This is a genomic window from Planctomycetota bacterium (genome assembly GCA_018242585.1).
GTDB lineage: Bacteria > Planctomycetota > Planctomycetia > Pirellulales > PNKZ01 > JAFEBQ01.
Window position 1 is genome coordinate 1 of record JAFEBQ010000005.1, and the last position, 17,470, is coordinate 17,470.

At 64.9% G+C, this 17,470-nt stretch carries 17 protein-coding genes; 16 read left to right on the forward strand and 1 reads right to left on the reverse strand.

Going from position 1 to position 17,470, the window contains the following annotated elements; translation table 11 throughout:
* Positions 1–56: 56 nt before the first annotated feature.
* Positions 57–488: a hypothetical protein gene (locus JSS27_02420; protein MBS0207784.1), complete on the forward strand. Its 432-nt coding sequence runs from the start codon at positions 57–59 to the stop codon at positions 486–488.
* Between the two features lie 45 nt (positions 489–533).
* Here JSS27_02420 and JSS27_02425 read toward each other — a convergent pair whose 3' ends face one another.
* The gene (locus JSS27_02425; GenBank protein MBS0207785.1) at positions 534–1,862 is read right to left on the reverse strand and encodes a DUF1570 domain-containing protein; all 1,329 of its coding nucleotides are present in this window, start codon (positions 1,860–1,862) and stop codon (positions 534–536) included.
* Between the two features lie 297 nt (positions 1,863–2,159).
* On the opposite strand from JSS27_02425, the gene JSS27_02430 reads away from it, so the two are divergent.
* The 15 genes from JSS27_02430 to JSS27_02500 all read left to right on the forward strand — a co-directional run bounded on the left by JSS27_02430 (position 2,160) and on the right by JSS27_02500 (position 17,215).
* A complete protein-coding gene (locus JSS27_02430; GenBank protein ID MBS0207786.1) occupies positions 2,160–3,407 on the forward strand; it encodes a hypothetical protein in 1,248 nt (415 codons plus the stop codon).
* 48 nt (positions 3,408–3,455) lie between these two features.
* A complete protein-coding gene (locus JSS27_02435) occupies positions 3,456–4,061 on the forward strand; it encodes a hypothetical protein (GenBank protein ID MBS0207787.1) in 606 nt (201 codons plus the stop codon).
* A 36-nt stretch (positions 4,062–4,097) separates the two neighbouring features.
* Complete coding sequence (locus JSS27_02440; protein MBS0207788.1) at positions 4,098–5,150, forward strand: TIM barrel protein; 1,053 nt, start codon at positions 4,098–4,100, stop codon at positions 5,148–5,150.
* Between the two features lie 126 nt (positions 5,151–5,276).
* The gene (locus JSS27_02445) at positions 5,277–7,004 is read left to right on the forward strand and encodes a c-type cytochrome (protein MBS0207789.1); all 1,728 of its coding nucleotides are present in this window, start codon (positions 5,277–5,279) and stop codon (positions 7,002–7,004) included.
* A 305-nt stretch (positions 7,005–7,309) separates the two neighbouring features.
* Positions 7,310–7,606, forward strand: a complete 297-nt coding sequence (locus tag JSS27_02450) for a hypothetical protein (GenBank protein ID MBS0207790.1) — start codon at positions 7,310–7,312, stop codon at positions 7,604–7,606.
* A gap of 43 nt (positions 7,607–7,649) precedes the next feature.
* The gene (locus tag JSS27_02455) at positions 7,650–8,057 is read left to right on the forward strand and encodes a hypothetical protein (GenBank protein ID MBS0207791.1); all 408 of its coding nucleotides are present in this window, start codon (positions 7,650–7,652) and stop codon (positions 8,055–8,057) included.
* Positions 8,054–9,163: a S8 family peptidase gene (locus tag JSS27_02460; protein ID MBS0207792.1), complete on the forward strand. Its 1,110-nt coding sequence runs from the start codon at positions 8,054–8,056 to the stop codon at positions 9,161–9,163. The genes JSS27_02455 and JSS27_02460 overlap by 4 nt, the downstream gene beginning before the upstream one ends.
* Positions 9,164–9,222: 59 nt before the next feature.
* On the forward strand, positions 9,223–10,617 hold the full coding sequence (locus JSS27_02465) for a hypothetical protein (protein MBS0207793.1): 1,395 nt from the start codon (positions 9,223–9,225) through the stop codon (positions 10,615–10,617).
* A gap of 4 nt (positions 10,618–10,621) precedes the next feature.
* Positions 10,622–11,170, forward strand: coding sequence for a hypothetical protein (locus JSS27_02470; protein MBS0207794.1), 549 nt, complete (start codon positions 10,622–10,624; stop codon positions 11,168–11,170).
* A gap of 3 nt (positions 11,171–11,173) precedes the next feature.
* Positions 11,174–11,485, forward strand: coding sequence for a hypothetical protein (locus JSS27_02475; protein MBS0207795.1), 312 nt, complete (start codon positions 11,174–11,176; stop codon positions 11,483–11,485).
* A gap of 236 nt (positions 11,486–11,721) precedes the next feature.
* Positions 11,722–12,279, forward strand: a complete 558-nt coding sequence (locus JSS27_02480; protein ID MBS0207796.1) for a ParB N-terminal domain-containing protein — start codon at positions 11,722–11,724, stop codon at positions 12,277–12,279.
* Between the two features lie 97 nt (positions 12,280–12,376).
* Positions 12,377–13,501 carry an ABC transporter ATP-binding protein gene (locus JSS27_02485; GenBank protein MBS0207797.1) on the forward strand — a complete coding sequence of 375 codons (1,125 nt, stop codon included), beginning with the start codon at positions 12,377–12,379 and terminating at the stop codon, positions 13,499–13,501.
* Positions 13,498–13,992, forward strand: a complete 495-nt coding sequence (locus JSS27_02490) for a hypothetical protein (GenBank protein ID MBS0207798.1) — start codon at positions 13,498–13,500, stop codon at positions 13,990–13,992. The genes JSS27_02485 and JSS27_02490 overlap by 4 nt, the downstream gene beginning before the upstream one ends.
* Positions 13,989–15,587, forward strand: coding sequence for a hypothetical protein (locus tag JSS27_02495; GenBank protein MBS0207799.1), 1,599 nt, complete (start codon positions 13,989–13,991; stop codon positions 15,585–15,587). Before JSS27_02490 ends, JSS27_02495 begins: the two co-directional genes overlap by 4 nt.
* A gap of 227 nt (positions 15,588–15,814) precedes the next feature.
* Positions 15,815–17,215, forward strand: a complete 1,401-nt coding sequence (locus JSS27_02500) for a phage portal protein (protein ID MBS0207800.1) — start codon at positions 15,815–15,817, stop codon at positions 17,213–17,215.
* The last annotated feature ends 255 nt before the right edge of the window (positions 17,216–17,470 follow it).

The window sequence follows — 17,470 nt, forward strand, 5'->3', positions numbered from 1 at the left end:
TTCTCCCCGGGGGAGAAGGGTTCGTGTGCTGGCCCGCGCGAGGTAGATACTACCAAATGAGCACCCTCCCCTATCATCTGGTGATTCACTCACGCCCGGCCGGGCCTGTCGCCGCGCGCGTCGTGCCGGCCGGCGGACGCGATTGGCGGGCGCTATCGATCGATCCCGCGGCCCTGGCCGACCCGCTGCCGGCGTCGTTCGAGGGGGCTTTCGTCGCGCTGGAACAATTCGAGCGGATGTTCATCGAGCCCGACGGTTCGTTCGTCTGGCGCGGCGAGTCGCACGGCCGACCGTGGCAATTGGACGGCGTGCTTTACGACCGGGCCGGGCAATTGATGCACGTCGAGCTAAAAGGGGACGCGCCGATGGGGCCGCTGGAACAGTTGCTGACGGTTATCGGCGACCACCGGCCGCTGGTGATTCAACTGGCCCGCGAAGGCGTCGTTGTCTCGGCCGAGGAGTTCCTGCGAGTGTTAGCCGGAGACTGACGTCCCTGGCTCTTGTCGAATGGCGCGACAAGATCACGCGCGCCGTCATTTGCCGCGCTTGGTCGACGACTTGGACGGCACGACGATCACCCGGGCTTCGGCCAGGGGATCGCGGAACGGCAATTTGGTCAGATGCGTGAACAAGTTGTCGCTCATCCTGCCATAGTCTTTGCCAAAGTGACGATTGAACAGCTCTTCGTCCTCTTCCTTGTCAAACCGCTTCAGCGGCGGACGCTGGCTGACTTCCTGCATAAAGCTTTGAAACTCGTCGGATCGCTTCTGGGCCAGAAAGTGGGTCAAGGCCCAGGCGCTGGCATAGCCGGTCGACGTCAATTGCGGCGCCGTCGCGGTGTCACGAATCGTGGCGCTGTCAAACCCGCCGCGCGCCAGCGCGTAGCGCTTCAGCTCGGACATCCGCAGGTCGTTAACCTTGCCGATCCCCTTCCATTTGATGTCGTTGACCTTGGCCGGAATATCGGTCGGTGCCGAGAACTCGGCCAATCCCTCGCTGATCCACATCGGCCAGCGCGACAAGCGCTGCTGCACACCGATGTTCTGCAGAATCTGATGCACCCCTTCATGGGCGACGGTCGAGACGGCTTGCTTCAGAGCGATGTCAGGGAGCATCTCCGACAGCTTGGACATCTCGTACATCACAACGTAGTTGGTCAGCCCGTCGTAATAGGCCACCACGCCGTCGGGCATTTTGCGGAAGCGATCAAAATCTTCCTGATGCCGGAACATGATCACCACCAGCGGCAAGTCCGCCTCGTGGCAATTGAGCTTCAGCGTCTTGCAATAAGCCAGCAGCCCTGGATACATCGTCTCGAGAATGCGACTCGTGCCGGCGTAGAACGTGTCGCTGCTGTTGTAGACGTACAAGAAGCGCTTCGTCTGCTTGGTCTTGAACCCTTGCAGCGGCCCCATGTTGGTCAGCGAGCGGGCCAGTTGATCCTTCGAGGCCGGCGCGAATGTCCGGTCGGTCGGCGTCGCTTCCTTGAAGGTGTAGGGGAACATCTGTCCCGAGGGGACGATCACGTAGTAGCCGTCGCTGGCCGTCACGTGGACTCGGCCGACGGTCAGCCCGTCAGAGCCCGCGCTCGCGCCGGCCGGCGCGTCGTCGGGGACTCTGACCAGCACGCTCTGCCCCGGCAAGGCATGTTCATACCTGGCGGCGGGGTCGGCCGTTGGCGCGGCGCGCGACGACACCACGTCCGCCGGCGCTGGCAATCCGCCCGACGCTGACTTCGACGACTTGCCCGGCTCGGCAGCAGTGGCCAGGTTGGCCGGGCCGGCAACATTCACCGCGACCACAGTTGCCAGCCAGGAAACGAGCCAGCAACTCGACACCAGCCAGCACCGATGAACATGCATCGCGTCTGCCCTCATGGCAATCGCCGAGTTGCTGTCGCAAAGAAAAGATCGCGACCAAGAAAGTCGCTGGGCGGCGCGCGGCGATTGCCTTGCCGCTGCGCCACACCGCACACCCTTCAGGTTAGCAATTCGCCGCCGAAGCTCCAAACAAAAACCCTCCGGCTTGCTTGCCAACCGGTCACCGCATACAACAACAGTTCGGCCGGTTTTTGTGGGGTCTTTCCTTCAGCGCAAAGATTACGGCCCGGTCTTTTCGCATGTAATGTTCACTCCCTTTCCCGTACGAGTGTCGGCCCTATGGTTACCAGCAACGTCCTGAAACGAGATAACGTCGCCAAAGTCCTGGATCGCGCCTTGGACGCCCATCGCGGGCTGTTGCGGCTGACGCCGACCTGGGTGCCGCGCAGCTTCTTGCACCCGGGCCACCGCATTAAGCTCCACCCGGACGATTACTACGCGTACGGCGCGAACCGTGGCGGCATCGACGAGCGCTGGTTCGCCAGCACGACCGACGCCGCCAACGAAGGGCGCGTGCCCGACGAAGGACAAAGCTACGTCTCGTTCGAGGGTCAGCGGTTCCAGTTGCGCGACGCCGTGGCCGAATCCGGCGCGCGGCTGATCGGCAAGCCGATGTTCGACAAGTACAAACGCTGGCCGGTCTACTCGAAGTTCTTCGACAACATGGGGCCGATCCCTCATCACATGCACCAGCGATTCGCCGACGCCAAGCTGGTCGGCCAGGAAGGAAAGCCCGAGAGTTATTACTTCCCGCCCCAATTGAACAACGTCGACAACAACTTCGCCTACACGTTCATGGGACTCGAGCCCGGCACCACCAAGGCCGACGTGCGCAAGTGCCTGGAGAACTGGAACAAGGGTGACAACGGCATTCTCGATCTGTCGCGAGCCTATCGCCTGAAGCGCGGCACCGGCTGGCTGATTCCCCCCGGCGTGCTGCACGCCCCCGGTTCGCTGTGTACCTATGAGCCGCAATGGGGTTCCGACGTGTTCGGCATGTACCAGTCAATTGTCGAAGGACGCTATGTCCCCTGGTCGCTTTTGGTCAAGGACATGCCGCCGGAGAAGCACCAGGACTTGGACTTCATCGTCGGGCAGCTCGACTGGGAGAAGAACGTCGACACCCACTTCAAGGAACACAACTACCTGGAGCCGATTGTCGATGCCGCGCAAAGCGGCCAGGGCTACACCGATCGCTGGATCGTCTATGGCACGGTCGACGGCGAGCAGTTGTTCAGCTCGAAAGAACTGACCGTCGAACCGGGCGCCAAGTGTACGATCAAGGACCCGGGCGCCAGCGGCTGGATCACCGTCCAGGGCAAGGGCCGGATGGGGAACCTGGCGCTCCAGACGCCGGTGATGATTCGCTTTGGCCAGGAGACCGAGGACGAAGTGTTCATCACGGCCGAAGCCGCGACGGCCGGAGTCGAGATCGAGAACACCGGGACCGAACCGCTGGTGGGATTGCGCTACTTCGGCCCGGCCATGCACAAGAACCTGCCCAAGCTAGGTGATGCGCGCAAGTAAGCTGCATATCTTTGGCATGAATCTTGAAAGTCTCGCGGATACTCAGCCATGTACTGGCTCGTAACTTGGACTACATATGGTTCATGGCTACCCGGCGACCCACGTGGGTTCCGCACTTGGCGTGGTCGTGAATTCATTCCGCCACCGCCTCGATACGCCGAAGGGGGTGACCGTCCTTTTGATCCGGCGGAGTATCGAACGCGCTATTTGGCGGATAAAAGTAGGTCACTGTCGACCACTCGCTTAACCGCCGATCAGCAGCAGGTTGCGATTGACGCTGTCGTAGAAGACATATCAGCGTTGTTGCTCGAGGCAATTATCGTTTCGATCAACGAGGCGCATGTTCATTTGATTGCTGACTTTGGTGACTTGTCAATTCGGCCGACGGTTGCACGGCTAAAGTCGGTCGCGACTCGAGCACTCGGCGGGCGTGAGCGCACAGCAAAGCGGTTCTGGTCGTCGGGATGCAATATGAAATCGCTGGCGGATGACGCGGCCGTGCAGGCGGCGTTCAACTATGTGAAGGCGCACGAGACCGAGGGAGCCATCGTTCGGGTACTAATCGACGCGCCAGCGTGCAACGATACCAAGCCGGCGGCTCTGCCGCCGAATGACACCGATCGGCGGCAGAGCCGCCGGCTTGGTAGAACCTAGCTCAATCAATCCTCTTTCAATTGGAACACACCATAAATGCCCGCCAACAATTTCCCCAAGTTGCATAACGCCGCCTGGCCTGGGGTCGTCGGCAAGGGATCGCCCGATGGCGAGCCGTTCATCGAACTCGATACCATGCTCGACATGACCGCCGCGGCCGAAGTCAACGGCCAGAAGTTCGACGGCGTTGACATCTTCCTGTTTGCTCCCCACGTCGACATCGACAGCTCGGACGACGATCTCAAACGGCTCGCCGAGCGGGTTGCCAAACGTGGCCTCGTGGCCGGCAGCGTCGTCGCGCCGGTCTGGCCGCCGACTGGCGGCGGCTCGGCCATGGGGACGCCCGAGGATCGCAAGAACTTCCTCACCCAAGTCCGCAAGGGTTGCCGCATTGCCAAGCGTCTGCGCGAAATCGGCATTCGACCCTACGGCGTGGTGCGACTTGACTCGGCCGCGTCGGTCGGCGATTGGTTCAGCGATCCCGAAGAACACCAGCGCCGCATCTCGGCCACTTTCCGCGAAGCGGCCGTGATCGCCGCCGATCACGGCGAACGGCTGGCAGCCGAAGGAGAGATTTGCTGGGGTGGCATGCACAGTTGGCGCCGCATGGTGCAACTGCTCGAGCAGGTGAACCGCCCCGACGTGTTCGGCTTCCAGGCCGACATGGCCCACACGTTGCTCTACACCTTGGGCTACAACGCGCCCGACGATCGGATCCTGCCCGAGAATTGGAATTGGTCTGACCCGGGCACGTTGGACAAGGCGCTCGTGACGTTGACCGCGGCGCTGCGTCCTTGGACCATCGACTTCCACGTGGCTCAGAACGACGCCACGGTCAAAGGCTCGGGCAGCCACGACAAGACCGGCCGCCACTGCTTGCCGAACGATCCGAACGGCAAACTCAAGATCGCCCATCACGCCGGCTTCTGGATGCGCGACGGCTACGGCCAGCCGCTGCGCAAGTACCGGCACATCTGTTGGGACGGCTGTATGTTCCCCAACGAAGTGATGACCAAGCCGCAAACCTGGCGCGACGTATTAGCCACGATGGTGGCAGTCCGCGAAGCCCACGGCTGGCACGAAGGGTAAGGGACGCGTCGCGAGCGTTGTTCGCCCGGTGTAGAATCGTTATGACACCGTGCGGAGCGTTGATCGACCGTGGCCGCTTGCTTTCCATTTCGAATCGCTGCCCTGTTGCTGTTTTTCACGGCGGCGGTGGCGACCTCTGCGCGGGCCGCTGAGCCGGCGGGGGAAAACCTGGCGGGCGATGCTCACTTGCGCCGGCCCGTGGCGGCGGCGTTCTTGCATGGCCAGCGGACCATTGCCGTGGCCAACGCGCGGTCGGGGAGCCTGAGCTTGCTCGATGCCGCGACCGGCCAGGTCCAGCGCGAAACAACGGTGGCCGAGTCGCTGTCGAGTCTGGTGGCGATCGACGACGAGCATGTTGTCGTGGCCGACCAGGACGCCGGTCGGCTGTATCTATTGCGCGTGACGGCCGACGGCATCGAGCGCCGCACTGAAGCTATCGTTGAAAACCCGGCCCGCCTGGCTTGGCACGCCAGGCAGCATTGCCTGGCGGTCGCTACTCTCTGGTCGCGCCGAATCGAGTTCTATCACTTCGAGCGCGATTCGGTGGACGGTGCCAGTCTCGTGTGCAACAAGCGCGACATCACACTCCCGTTCGCGCCGCGCTGCCTGACCTGGTCCCCCGATGGCCGCTGGTTGGTCGTGGCCGACGCCTTTGGGCCGAACCTGGCGGTGATCGAGGCTGAGCGCGGAAAGCTGCATGCGGTGCGGCAAATCCGCGGTCACAACCTGGCCGGCCTGGCGTTCGATCACGCGGGCCGCAACGTACTGGTGACCCATCAACGGCTTGACCAGCACGCGCCGATTCTGCCCGACAACCTGGCGACCGGCACGCTGATGGACAACTTTCTCAGCGTCGTCGCGCTCGATGACTTGCTCGACGTGAAAGCGCGCGGCTCGTTGCGCACCTTCGAACTGCGACTGGGCATGCCCGACGATGGGGCCGGCGACCCGGCCGAAGTGGCGGTCCTCGACGAGCGGCGCTTGGCGATTTCGCTGGCCGGCACCAACCAGGTGGCCACGGTGATCGACCTGCACGAGGTGTCGATGCGGATCAACGTCGGCGCGCGACCCGGTGCGCTCTTGGTGGCCGACAAAGGGGGCCGCTTGTTCGTCGTCAATCGGCTCGACGACTCGTTGGGCGCCGTAGACTGGCGGGGCGAGAAGCTTCTGGCCGAATGGTCGCTCGGACCGCGTGGGTCCGAGTATCCGCGCGATCGCGGTGAGCGGTTGTTTTACGACGCTCGCCTTTCGCCCGACCGGTGGATGAGTTGCCACAGTTGCCACACCGAAGGGCACACGGGCGGCCTGCTGGCCGACACGCTCGGCGACGAAACATTCGGCACGCCCAAGCGGACGCCGACACTGCTGGGCACCTCGATCACCGATCCGTGGAATTGGAGCGGCAGCCTCCGCGAGCTGCGCGACCAGGTCCGCAAGTCGTTCGACACCACGATGCACGCCCCGCACGTCACGGTCGAGCAGGTTGATGACGTGGTGGCGTTTTTGCACACGCTCCGCCGGCCGCCACCGCTCGAGCCGCCGCGCGACGACACCGACCGGGCGCAGATCGCCCGCGGACGCGCCGTGTTCGACGCGCGGGGCTGCGCCGCCTGTCACGTGCCGCCACTGACGTACACCTCGCCAGCGGCGTACGACGTGGGACTGGCCGACGAGCGCGGACAAGCGAAGTTCAATCCGCCGTCGCTGCGCGGCATCGGCCACTCGGCCGGCTACTTCCACGATCGCCGCGCCGCCACGCTCCGCGACGCATTCACCGAATACGGCCACCAGCTCGACGATCCGCTCACCTCTGGTGAGTTGGAAGACCTGCTGCGGTTCCTGCGCAGCTTGTAAGCGGCCTCTTCAGTAGGTCAGGCCTTGGCCTGACATTGTTGTGCGTCATTGATGAATGACGTTTTGCTTCGGCTGGAGAACACAATGACGTCAGGCCAAGGCCTGACCTACGGTCTATCTGCGAGTGGCCTACTTCTGTGGTTGAGCGTCGCCGCGCCAGTTCCTAAGATGCCCCCGTCAACTTGATCGAGGCATCGGCCGAGCCTGAACTTCTCAGGTATCCCAAGAGCCCGCGTCGAGACCACCTGCGTCTCGCCGCGGGCTTTTTTATTGGCCGCGCCTCGCACTCGCCCAGGGAGCGCGCGATGGAAGCCCTTGGTCCCGGACTGCCGATCCTCGACTTCGGCAACCTCACGGCGACGGCCATCCTGGGTTGGTACGCCTGGCACACGGTTGCCAAGACCATCCCCGGCATCATCCGCGCCTTTCGCGAAGAGACGAGCGCCCTGCGGGCTGAATGCCGCGACGAGCGCGAGGCCCTGTATGTCGAACTTTCGGCCGAACGTCAGCAGCGACACCACGACACGCTGGCCGTCGTTGCCGCCTTGCACGAGCTATCCGCGCGGATCAGCGGCCTGGACCGCGCGGCACAACAGACTTGATCGCCCCACATCACCACCCACGTTTCAATCGGAGCGCTTCGCCATGACCGTCACCCCTTCTTGGCAATTGTCGGCCGCCGGGCTCGGCACGTTGCGACAGATTGTTTCGCTACTGGCCCAGGTGCGCAACCTGAGCGGCCCGCTCAACACCGCCGCCGGCTTGCGCGACGCGTTGGGCTTGCTGGCCCAGTTGGCCCAAGCGGCGGGCGTCGATGCCGCCTGGGTCGCGCGGATCACCCAGGCGCTGAACGACCCTGGCGTGTTCAACATCGTGCTGGCCCTGGTCCAGTACCTGACCGGCGGCGCGAGCACCGAGCAAGCCGACGGCGGCATCCACGCCACGGACGTCCACGGCGCGGCGGTCACGGTCAGCGCCGCGAGTCTGGCCGATTGGCTGCCGATTGTCGTGCAACTGGTCAGTCTGTGGAACCTGATTCGAGGCCAACAATGAACACTGCACCGATCTACCGCTTGCCCCCGTGGCGCTGCGAAGCGACCCTACGCGCCGAGCAATTGACCGAAGTGGTCGACTGGTCGCTGGCGGCGTATCACGTGCCCGACCAGTGGAAGACCACGATGGGTCAGAACGTCCGCGTGGCGGTCCTCGACACCGGCATCGACGCGACGCATCCCGACCTGGCCGCGGCCATCGACGCCACGGCCGACTTCACGGGCAGCCCGGTCGGCGCAAACGATCGCCAAGGCCACGGCACCCACACCGCCGGCACAATTGCCGCGCGGCGCAACGGGCGCGGCGTGGTCGGCGTGGCGCCCGAATGCCGGCTGCTGGTCGGCAAGGTCCTGGGCGATGACGGCAGCGGCAGCGATCAGAGCGTCGCCGCCGGCATCGACTGGGCCGTGGCGCAAGGGGCCGACATTGTTTCGATGAGCCTGGGGAGTCCGCAGCCCAGCCCGGCGATCTATGCCGCGATTCGTCGCGCGTGCGACGCGGGCAAGTTCGTCGTCTGTGCCGCCGGCAACGACGGCGCGCAAGCCGACGCCGACACGATCAATTATCCCGGCCGCTGGAAAGAAACCGTGGCCGTCGCGGCCGTCGACAGCCAGGGGCACGTCGCCGAGTTTTCCAGTCGCGGTCCCGAGATCGACATTGCCGCGCCGGGCGTGAACATCTTGAGCACGTTTTTGAACTCGGGCTACGCCCGACTGTCGGGCACGTCGATGGCCACGCCTTTCGTGGCCGGCGTGGTGGCGCTGATGTTGTCGAAGCATCGCGCTCTGGGAAGCAGCACGCCGCTGGCCAATGTCACCGATCTGCGCGAGCACCTCCGCCGCACGGCCACGCCCGCCGCGCCGCAAGAGCCCGACCCAGCGTACGGCTGGGGCCTGATCGACCCGAACAAGTTGGTGGCCGACGACGCGTCGCCAGTCGCCCCTCCGGCCACGATCGCGCCGCCAGCAACAAGTCCGCCGTCGATACCCGAGTTGCGTCAACCGATAACGCTGGTGATTGCCGGGCAGCCGATCGTCGGCGCGTGGGTCTTCACCCCCGACCAAGCAACCTCGCCGCCACCGACAAACACCGCGAGCGTCGCATAAGCCCAGTCCGCTGCTCCCCGTCTAATCGCTAATAGCTAACCGCTAATCGCTTACCCAACATGTTTCTCCCCACGATCACGCTGCTGCTCATCACTTGCCTGACGCCGGCCGAGGCGGTGGCCGCGGCCTTGGCCGATCTGGCGACGCAGCCCACCGAGCGCCACGGTCAGACGCGGTATTTGTTGCTGCTCGAAGCCGATGCTGCCGCACGCCAAACGACGCACCAGGCGGTCAGCTTCTTGTTGAACTCGGTCAGCCGCACGCGGACGATCACGGTTCCGCCGCGCGTCGGCGCCGATGGCTGGTTGATTCGCGTCGACCTGGCCGCCTGGACCGACTTTCGCCAGCCGCAGGGTTATCAAGAGCTGTTCGCGGCCTGGGAACGCCTGGCCCGCGATGATCCCTACTTTCACCTTCGCACCCAAGTACTGGCCAAGGGGAAGTTGCGCGAGGTGACCACCGACGGGGGCTGGGTCGGCTTGGAGCCAGCGGCCCAGTTGCGCGAAATGACCGGCAGCTTTGGCGCCGTCTTGCGCGCCGACTACTTCATTAGCGCCGTCGCCGCCGAGGCGTACTACGAGTGGGCGGGCATCCCCGCGACCGAAGCGGAGTTCTTCCGCCAGTTCGGCGTCGATCCCGACGAGGCCACGCGGCTGTCGGCCGACAGCGCCGCCAACCTGCTCCGCTCGCGCGTCACCCAGAAGCCGCGCCGGATCATCCAGCGGCCGGGCTTGTTTGGCGGTGTCTGGCACACCAAGGATGTTGACGGCGAGTCACCCGATCGCGACCCGGTGCGCAACCCGATCGACTTCGCGCCGCAGCGGTTCAACTTTCAGGCGTCCGAGTTCTTTGCGATGGGGGCGAATCGCCTCTGGCGCGTCGCGCTGTACGACGCGGCCGGCCGCCGGCAAGAGACCGTCCCCGATCGGGTCGCCAAGGATTTTACGGGCGATGGCATCATTCGCCCGCTGGTCAGTTGTCTGCGCTGTCACGATCGGCTCGGCGGCCAGTCGGGCTTGCAACCGTTCGCCGACGATCAGGCCGAGCTGATGGCCCGAGTCGGCTTGCAAAGCTACGAGCCGCAGATCGCTCAGCGACTGCAAGAGCTGTACGACCCAGCGAGGTTGCATCAAGCGATGCAGCGTGACCGGGAAGATTACGCGGCGGCCGTGGCGCTGGCGACCGATGGCATGACGCCCAAGGAAGCGATTGACGCGCTGGTCGCCGTCTATACGCGCTATGTCGATGTGCCGGTCACGCTATCGCGCGCCGCCGAGGAATTGTGCGTCAGCGAGCAGCAACTGGCCGCGGCGCTGGCTGAAAGCCGAGACCCAATGGCCCTGGCGCTCGTGCTGGGCAAATCGATCAATCGCGCGGCCTGGGCTTCGGCCTTTGGCGACGCGGCGCTGCGCGTGGCGGCACACGCAAGTCCAAATGACACGGCGAAGGAGTAAACGCATGGCAAAGCGGTTGATGATGTCGTTGGTGGTTGCGGCGTGCTGCATCGCGAGTTCCGCGCCATTGCAAGCCGGCGGGCGCGCAGTCGTGGTCGCTAGCGCGACAGCCGTGCCGGCCGGTGTCGTCGTGACGCAATTCGCCGTCCCCGTGGCGGTGCCTCAGTATGCCGTGCCGGTCGCGCCGCAGAGTTACGTCCAATACGGCGGCCAGGTCGGGGCGGCGACACCGCTCGAAGGGCTTGAAGATCGGATCGCCGCCAAGGTGGTCCGCAATCTGCAAGCGGCCGGCGTCAACAGCGCGCTGGCCGCGCCGCCGAGCCTGATCGCGAAACATTGCGGCTCGTGCCACAGCGGCGCCACGCCCAAGGCGGGTCTCGATTTGACGAGCCTGGCGGCGCTCGGCGAAACCCAGCGTTTGAGCTGCATTGCCCGCGTGTTGGCCGACGACGCCTCGCAGCGAATGCCGCCAGCCGCCAGCGGCGCGAAGCTGACGGCCGAAGAAGTGGGTCGATTGTTGCAAGAGTTGTCTCAACCGGTGAAAGGAAAGTGAACCATGAAATGTTTTTTGGTCGGACTGTTGGCGTTGTCGGGTGGATTGTTGGGTGTGGCTGGCGCCAAGGCGTGCCCGCCGGTCGCGGTGTCGAGTGCGGTTGCTTTGTCGAACGGTTGCCCGGTCGCCGTCGGTGGCGCGTTGACGACGCAAAGCGTCCTCGTCGCGCCGCTGGTCACGACGATCCAGCCGTCGGTCGTGGTCCAATCCCCCGTGGTGGTCCAGCAGCAAGTGGTCCGCGCCCGGGTCGTGCAGCCACGACAAGTCACGCGGCAACGCTCGGTGACGCGGATTGGCGGCTTGGGGATGTTTTAGGCGGCCTGGTCTTACACCTCTCCCTCCTAGGGAGAGGTCGCGAGCGGAGCGAGCGGGTGAGGGTCGAGGCGTTCACTGCCAGGACGCTCTGCGCCAGGCGACATCCGCTGAGCGCAGAGCTTTTTGGCCAGTGACGCTTTCACCCTCCCCCCTGCCCCTCCCTGAAAGGGAGGGGTGTTTGTCGCGCACGCCTGGGTGATGGGCATCAATATTCATCGCAAAAGGAGAACATGCTCATGCAAGTCCGTGATCGGATCGTGGAGTTCATCCGCGTGCCGGCGCGCTCGTTGCGCCCCAATCCGCGCAACTGGCGGACGCATCCACCGGCCCAACAAGATGCCCTGCGCGGCTTGCTGGCCGAGGTCGGTTATGCCGAGGCGCTGGTCGCGCGGCGCCTGAATGATGGCGAGCTGGAACTGATCGACGGCCACCTGCGGGCCGAGACCACGCCCGACATGGACGTGCCGGTGCTGGTCGTCGATGTCAGCGATGCCGAGGCGGACAAGCTGCTGGCCACGCTCGACCCGCTGGCCGCCCAGGCTGGCGCGGACGAAGCGTTGCTGACCGAACTGCTGTCCCGCGTCGAGACCGAGCACGACGCCGTGCGGCAGTTGCTCGACTCGCTGCTGAAAGACTCCGACACCGCCGCTCCGACGGAACAAAGCGCGCCGCCCGACGTGAACATCGATGCGCTGTTTCAGGTGGTGGCCGAGTGCCGCGACGAAGCCGACCAGAAGTCGCTCTTCGAGCGTCTGCAAGCCGAGGGCTACCAATGCCGGCTGTTGATGCTTTGAAATAGTTGCTAGTTGCTGGTTGCGAGTTGCTAGTAAAGGCAATCACCGGCCTTCGGCTCGTACCAGAAAACTAGCAACCAGCAACTAGCAACTTCCTATGCCACAACTGACCATCCAACTCGACTGTCCCCTGTATGACTCGTTCCGGGTCCAGCAATTGGCCGGGATGTTCGACGTGCCGCTCGCGCGAAAGCTTTCGGAGAGGTTTGACGTCGAGGTGCCCGACCTGGCGGCCGATGATTGGCGGATCGGCTTGATCGTCGGGCCGAGCGGCAGTGGCAAAAGCACGCTCGCCCGCCAGTGGATCGGCGCGCACCTCGCGGAACCGGCCCCCTGGCCCGATGATGCGGCCGTGGTCGATGGTTTTGGCGACCGGCCGATCAAGGAGATCACCGGGTTGCTGACCGCGGTTGGTTTCAGCTCGCCCCCGTCGTGGATCAAGCCGTACCGCGTGCTCAGCGGCGGCGAAAAGTTCCGCTGCGATCTGGCTCGGGCGTTGGCGCTCGTCGGACGCGATGCAGCGCCGGCCGGCGCGACGCCGATCGTGGCCTTTGACGAGTTCACCAGCGTCGTCGATCGGATCGTCGCGCAAATCGGTTCGGCCGCGGTCGCCAAGGCGATTCGGCAGAGGCGGGCCCGCTGTCGCTTCGTGGCGATCACTTGCCACTACGACGTGGCCGAGTGGCTGGAACCTGACTGGGTGGTTGATATGGCCGCGCGGCGCGCCGAGCGGAGGCGTCTTCGGCGGCCGGCGATCGAGCTGCGCATCGGCCGCACGCACCGGGACACGTGGCGGCTGTTCGCTCGTCATCACTATCTGAGCGGCCAGCTCGCGCCGACCGCGCGTTGCTACCTGGCCACCTGGCGCGACGCGCCGGTTTGCTTCTGCGCCCTGTTGCCGGCGCTCGGCCGGCGCGGGCACTGGCGGATTTCGCGCGTTGTCACGCTTCCCGACTTTCAGGGGATTGGCATCGGCCTGCGCGTGGCCGAGGGGATTGCCGAACAGTATCGGCGCGATGGTAACCGTGTGAACATCACGGCCAGCCACCCGGCGCTCTTGGCCCACTGTCGCCGGTCGCCGTTGTGGCGCGCGGTGCGCGTGGTGAAGACCGGCCGGCGGAGCCCGACGTTTTTGAAGCACTACCGCGCTTCGGCTGGCCGCGCCGTGGTGTCGTTCGAATACTTGGGACAACAACCCGCCGCAGGTGAGCACGCCCTATGACCGCCAAGCCGCGCACCATCTTGGATGAAGTCAAGCGCCGCGAGATCTGCGCGATCGTGAGCGTCGGCGCCACGCGCACCGTGGCGGCCCGCTACGTTGGTTGCAGCGTGGTGACGATTCGGCGCGCGGCCTTGCGCGACAAGAAGTTCCGCGGACAATTGCTCAAGGCCGAGTCGCACAACGAAATCGCACAGCTCCAAAACCTGCAATCGGCTTCGAAAAAGGCGCAATACTGGCGGGCGGCGGCCTGGATGCTCGAACGCTGCTATCCGCAGCGCTACCGCTCGCGGCCGGTCGACACCGTGACGATGGAGCAAGTCGGGCCGGTGCTCGAGCAGATGGCCGAGTTGATCGCCAGCGAAGTCAGCGACCTGAACGATCGTCGCCGCATCCGCGCCAAGCTGCGCCGGCTGGTGAACTTTGTCTTGCGAAGGCGCAAGCCCGCGGCGCGTCGACGCACGACCACCAACAAACGGAAGCCCGCGTCATGAGCGCACGTCCGGTTACCACACGTCTGTCGCAGCGCCGTTTGCGCCGGCAATTGTTCGGCCGGTTGCAAAGCGCCCTGCGCCAGCGCGCCACGACGGCCGGCGAGCGGTTGCCGTTGCTGGCCTGGGGGAGGAAATACCTGCCCGAGCATTTCGCGTCGCCGCCGTCGGCCATGCACCGCTGGCTCGAAGCCGAGTTCGCCGCGATGGAGCGCGAGCGCGGCACGAAGCTGAACGTGATCGGCCCGCGCGGCAGCGCCAAGAGCACGCTCGGCACGCTGGCCTGGCCGCTGCGGTTGGCGGTCGACGGGACCGAGCCTTACGTGTGGATCATTTCCGATACCAAGCCGCAGGCGCTTGCGCATCTGGCGAACCTGCGGAACGAACTGCTCGACAATCCGCGGCTGGCGCGCGATTACCCCGGGGCGGTCGGTCGGGGCTTGCGCTGGCGCGGGCCGTCGATCGTGCTCAAGAACGGCGTGACGATCGAAGCGTTTGGGACCGGACAGCGGATACGCGGGCGTCGGCGTGGCGCCGCGCGGCCATCGTTGATTATTTGCGACGACTTGCAGAACGACCGGCATATGGTTTCGGCCCAGCAGCGCCAGCGGTCGCGCGATTGGTTCCACGGCATGTTGCTCAAGGCGGGCAATCGGCGGACCAACGTCGTGAATCTGGGGACGGTGCTTCATCGCGAAGCGTTGATGCTCGAACTGGATCGGACGCCGGGCTGGCGCTCGCGGATCTTCCGGGCGATCGAACGCTGGCCCGAGAACATGACGCTGTGGAGCGCGTGGGAGCAGCTTTATACAGACCTGGACGACGCGGAACGGGCCGCGCACGCGCGCGAGTTCTTTGACGCGCACTTCGAGGAGTTGACGCGCGGCGCGGTGGTCCTCTGGCCCGAGCAGGAGGATTTGTACGCCCTGATGCAAATGCGCGTGGAAAGCGGCCGGACGTCGTTCGAGCGCGAGAAGCAAGGCTCGCCGCTGGCGCCGGAACTGTGCGAGTGGCCGGCGGAATACTTTGACGAGCCGTTGTGGTTCGACGCCTGGCCCGCGCGGACCCAGGTGCGGACGATGGCGCTCGACCCCAGCAAAGGGACCGACGCCGCGCGGAGTGATTACTCGGCGTATGTGCTGCTGGCCGTTGACCCGCAGGGGGTGTTGTACGTCCAGGCCAACCTGGCCCGGCGGCCGCTCATGCAAATGGTCGCTGACGGCGTCGAGCTGTTTGCGCACTTCCGCCCCGATGGACTGGCGATCGAGAGCAACCATTTTCAGGAACTGCTCGCGCCTCTGTTCGCCGACGAGGCGGCCAGGCGCGGCATGCTGCCGATCAACCCCTGGCTGTTGAACAACACGACGAACAAGCAGACGCGGATTCGCCGACTGGGAGCGTATCTGGCGGGACATCGGTTGCGATTCAAGGCCGGCTGTCCCTCGACGGCGTTGCTGGTCGAGCAGTTGCAGGAGTTCCCGCTGGCCGACCATGACGACGGGCCCGACGCGCTCGAGATGGCCATTCGACTGGCGGCCGAACTGTTGAACGCCCCGCGCGACGACGGCCTGGGCCGGCGATTGCCAGTGAGCGGGTGACATGCCAGGCAAGGTTCCATCATCACCAATCGCGCGAGAACCCTTCTCCCTCCGGGAGAAGGTGGCCGAAGGCCGGATGAGGGTCCACGGTCCACTTGTTGTGGCGTGGACAGCAGGGCAAACGGAACCCTCATCCGTCGGCTACCGCCGCCACCTTCTCCCGAGGGGAGAAGGGTTCTGTTCGTCAGTCGCTCACGAGAATACATCTTCACTTTAGGAGCACAATAATGATCGACAGCACTCATCAACCGGACGACGTAGGCACCCTGAATCGTTTACAGCAGCGGCTCCGCGAAGCTTGTGATGACTTGTGGAGCAGCTTCGTCGACCCGCGCGAGCCGTTTTATGACGACGGCGGCGAGTGGCTGGCCTTGGGGGCCGCGGGAGAGGCCTTCGGCGTGCGCGGCGCGCCGTTCACCACCGAGGTCGAGCTGCGCCAGATTCGCCTGCACGCGCGTCGGCTGGCCGTGGGGAATGAGTTCGCGCTTAACGCCTTGGAGAATCGGGTCAACTACCTGGTCGGCGCGGGGCACAACTACCGGGCCGCGCCGGTCAAGGGACGCGCGCCGGCGGTCGAGGCGGTCGCGGCCGTGCAGCAGTTGCTTGACGACTTTGTCCGCGACAATCGTTGGCACCGCCGACAGCAAGAGCTTGTCCTTCGCGCCGACCGGGACGGCGAAGCGTTTCTGCGATTCTTCTTCGCGCCGGACGGAACGACGCGGCTGCGGTTCGTCGAGCCCAGCCAGGTGAGCACGCCCCCCGACGTGCCCGCGAGCCCGGCCGACAGCCTGGGCATTCAAACCGAGACGGACGATGTTGAATCGGTCGTCGGCTATTGGATCGACGGCCAGTTGATCGCCGTCGACGAAGTACAACACCGCAAGGCCAACGTCGATATCAACGTCAAGCGCGGCTTGCCCTTGTTGTTCCCAGTGGCCAAGAACCTGCGCCGGGCCGAAAAGCTGTTGCGTAACATGACGACCGTAGCCGAGATTCAATCGGCCATCGCCTTGATTCGCCGGCATCGCAACGCCACGCGCGGGGCGCTCCAGCAATTTGTCGCCGGGCAGGCCGACGCCACGCAGGCCGGGCCGGCGGGACGCGCGGCTTACCTGAAGCGTTACGCGCCGGGGACCATTCTCGACGCCCATGCCGACGTCGACTACGAGTTCCCGACCGCGGGGCTCGACGCCGGCAGCTTTGTCACGGTGCTGCAAGCCGAGTTGCGGGCGATTGCTGCGCGGTTGGTGATGCCCGAGTTCATGCTCACCAGCGACGCCTCGAACGCCAACTACGCCTCGACGATGGTGGCCGAGAGTCCGGCCATTCGGATGTTCGAGCGGTTGCAGGCGCAGTTGATCGAAGACGACTTGGACGTGTTGTGGCGGGTCGTGCGTCACGCGGCCCGGGTCGGTCGCTTACCGGCCGACGTGGCGGCACTGGTCGAGATTCAAGCGGTCCCGCCGTCGCTGGCCATGCGCGATCGCCTGCAGGAGGCCCAGTTATACAAGCTGCAATACGAGGCGGGTCTGTTGTCGCCGCAAACCTGGAGTCAACTCAGCGGGCTCGATTACGACCAAGAGCAGGCCAACTTGGCACAAGCGCGCAGCAAAGAAAAAAAGTCATGAAGGTTTCTTTCATCACCGACAGCGCGCGAACCCTTCTCCCTCCGGGAGAAGGTGGCCGAAGGCCGGATGAGGGTCCCCGTTCCAGCAGTGCGGTGCCAGATTGATGCGCGACCCTCATCCGGTTCGCTGCGCTCACCACCTTCTCCCCGGGGGAGAAGGGTCATTGCCAACTCGCGCTAGATTCAATCTTCCTAGTCCGGACAATCGCGGTGTCTGGGTCACCTTAAGATTGATGCCAAGAAAAAAATCTTCGCT

Excerpts from the sequence above, each read along its gene's own strand:
- JSS27_02420 (MBS0207784.1), top strand. The coding sequence starts at position 57 with ATGAGCACCCTCCCCTATCATCTGGTGATTCACTCACGCCCGGCCGGG.
- JSS27_02425 (MBS0207785.1), bottom strand. The coding sequence starts at position 1,862 with ATGCATGTTCATCGGTGCTGGCTGGTGTCGAGTTGCTGGCTCGTTTCC.
- JSS27_02430 (MBS0207786.1), top strand. The coding sequence starts at position 2,160 with ATGGTTACCAGCAACGTCCTGAAACGAGATAACGTCGCCAAAGTCCTG.
- JSS27_02435 (MBS0207787.1), top strand. The coding sequence starts at position 3,456 with ATGTACTGGCTCGTAACTTGGACTACATATGGTTCATGGCTACCCGGC.
- JSS27_02440 (MBS0207788.1), top strand. The coding sequence starts at position 4,098 with ATGCCCGCCAACAATTTCCCCAAGTTGCATAACGCCGCCTGGCCTGGG.
- JSS27_02450 (MBS0207790.1), top strand. The coding sequence starts at position 7,310 with ATGGAAGCCCTTGGTCCCGGACTGCCGATCCTCGACTTCGGCAACCTC.
- JSS27_02455 (MBS0207791.1), top strand. The coding sequence starts at position 7,650 with ATGACCGTCACCCCTTCTTGGCAATTGTCGGCCGCCGGGCTCGGCACG.
- JSS27_02460 (MBS0207792.1), top strand. The coding sequence starts at position 8,054 with ATGAACACTGCACCGATCTACCGCTTGCCCCCGTGGCGCTGCGAAGCG.
- JSS27_02465 (MBS0207793.1), top strand. The coding sequence starts at position 9,223 with ATGTTTCTCCCCACGATCACGCTGCTGCTCATCACTTGCCTGACGCCG.
- JSS27_02470 (MBS0207794.1), top strand. The coding sequence starts at position 10,622 with ATGGCAAAGCGGTTGATGATGTCGTTGGTGGTTGCGGCGTGCTGCATC.
- JSS27_02475 (MBS0207795.1), top strand. The coding sequence starts at position 11,174 with ATGAAATGTTTTTTGGTCGGACTGTTGGCGTTGTCGGGTGGATTGTTG.
- JSS27_02480 (MBS0207796.1), top strand. The coding sequence starts at position 11,722 with ATGCAAGTCCGTGATCGGATCGTGGAGTTCATCCGCGTGCCGGCGCGC.
- JSS27_02485 (MBS0207797.1), top strand. The coding sequence starts at position 12,377 with ATGCCACAACTGACCATCCAACTCGACTGTCCCCTGTATGACTCGTTC.
- JSS27_02490 (MBS0207798.1), top strand. The coding sequence starts at position 13,498 with ATGACCGCCAAGCCGCGCACCATCTTGGATGAAGTCAAGCGCCGCGAG.
- JSS27_02495 (MBS0207799.1), top strand. The coding sequence starts at position 13,989 with ATGAGCGCACGTCCGGTTACCACACGTCTGTCGCAGCGCCGTTTGCGC.
- JSS27_02500 (MBS0207800.1), top strand. The coding sequence starts at position 15,815 with ATGATCGACAGCACTCATCAACCGGACGACGTAGGCACCCTGAATCGT.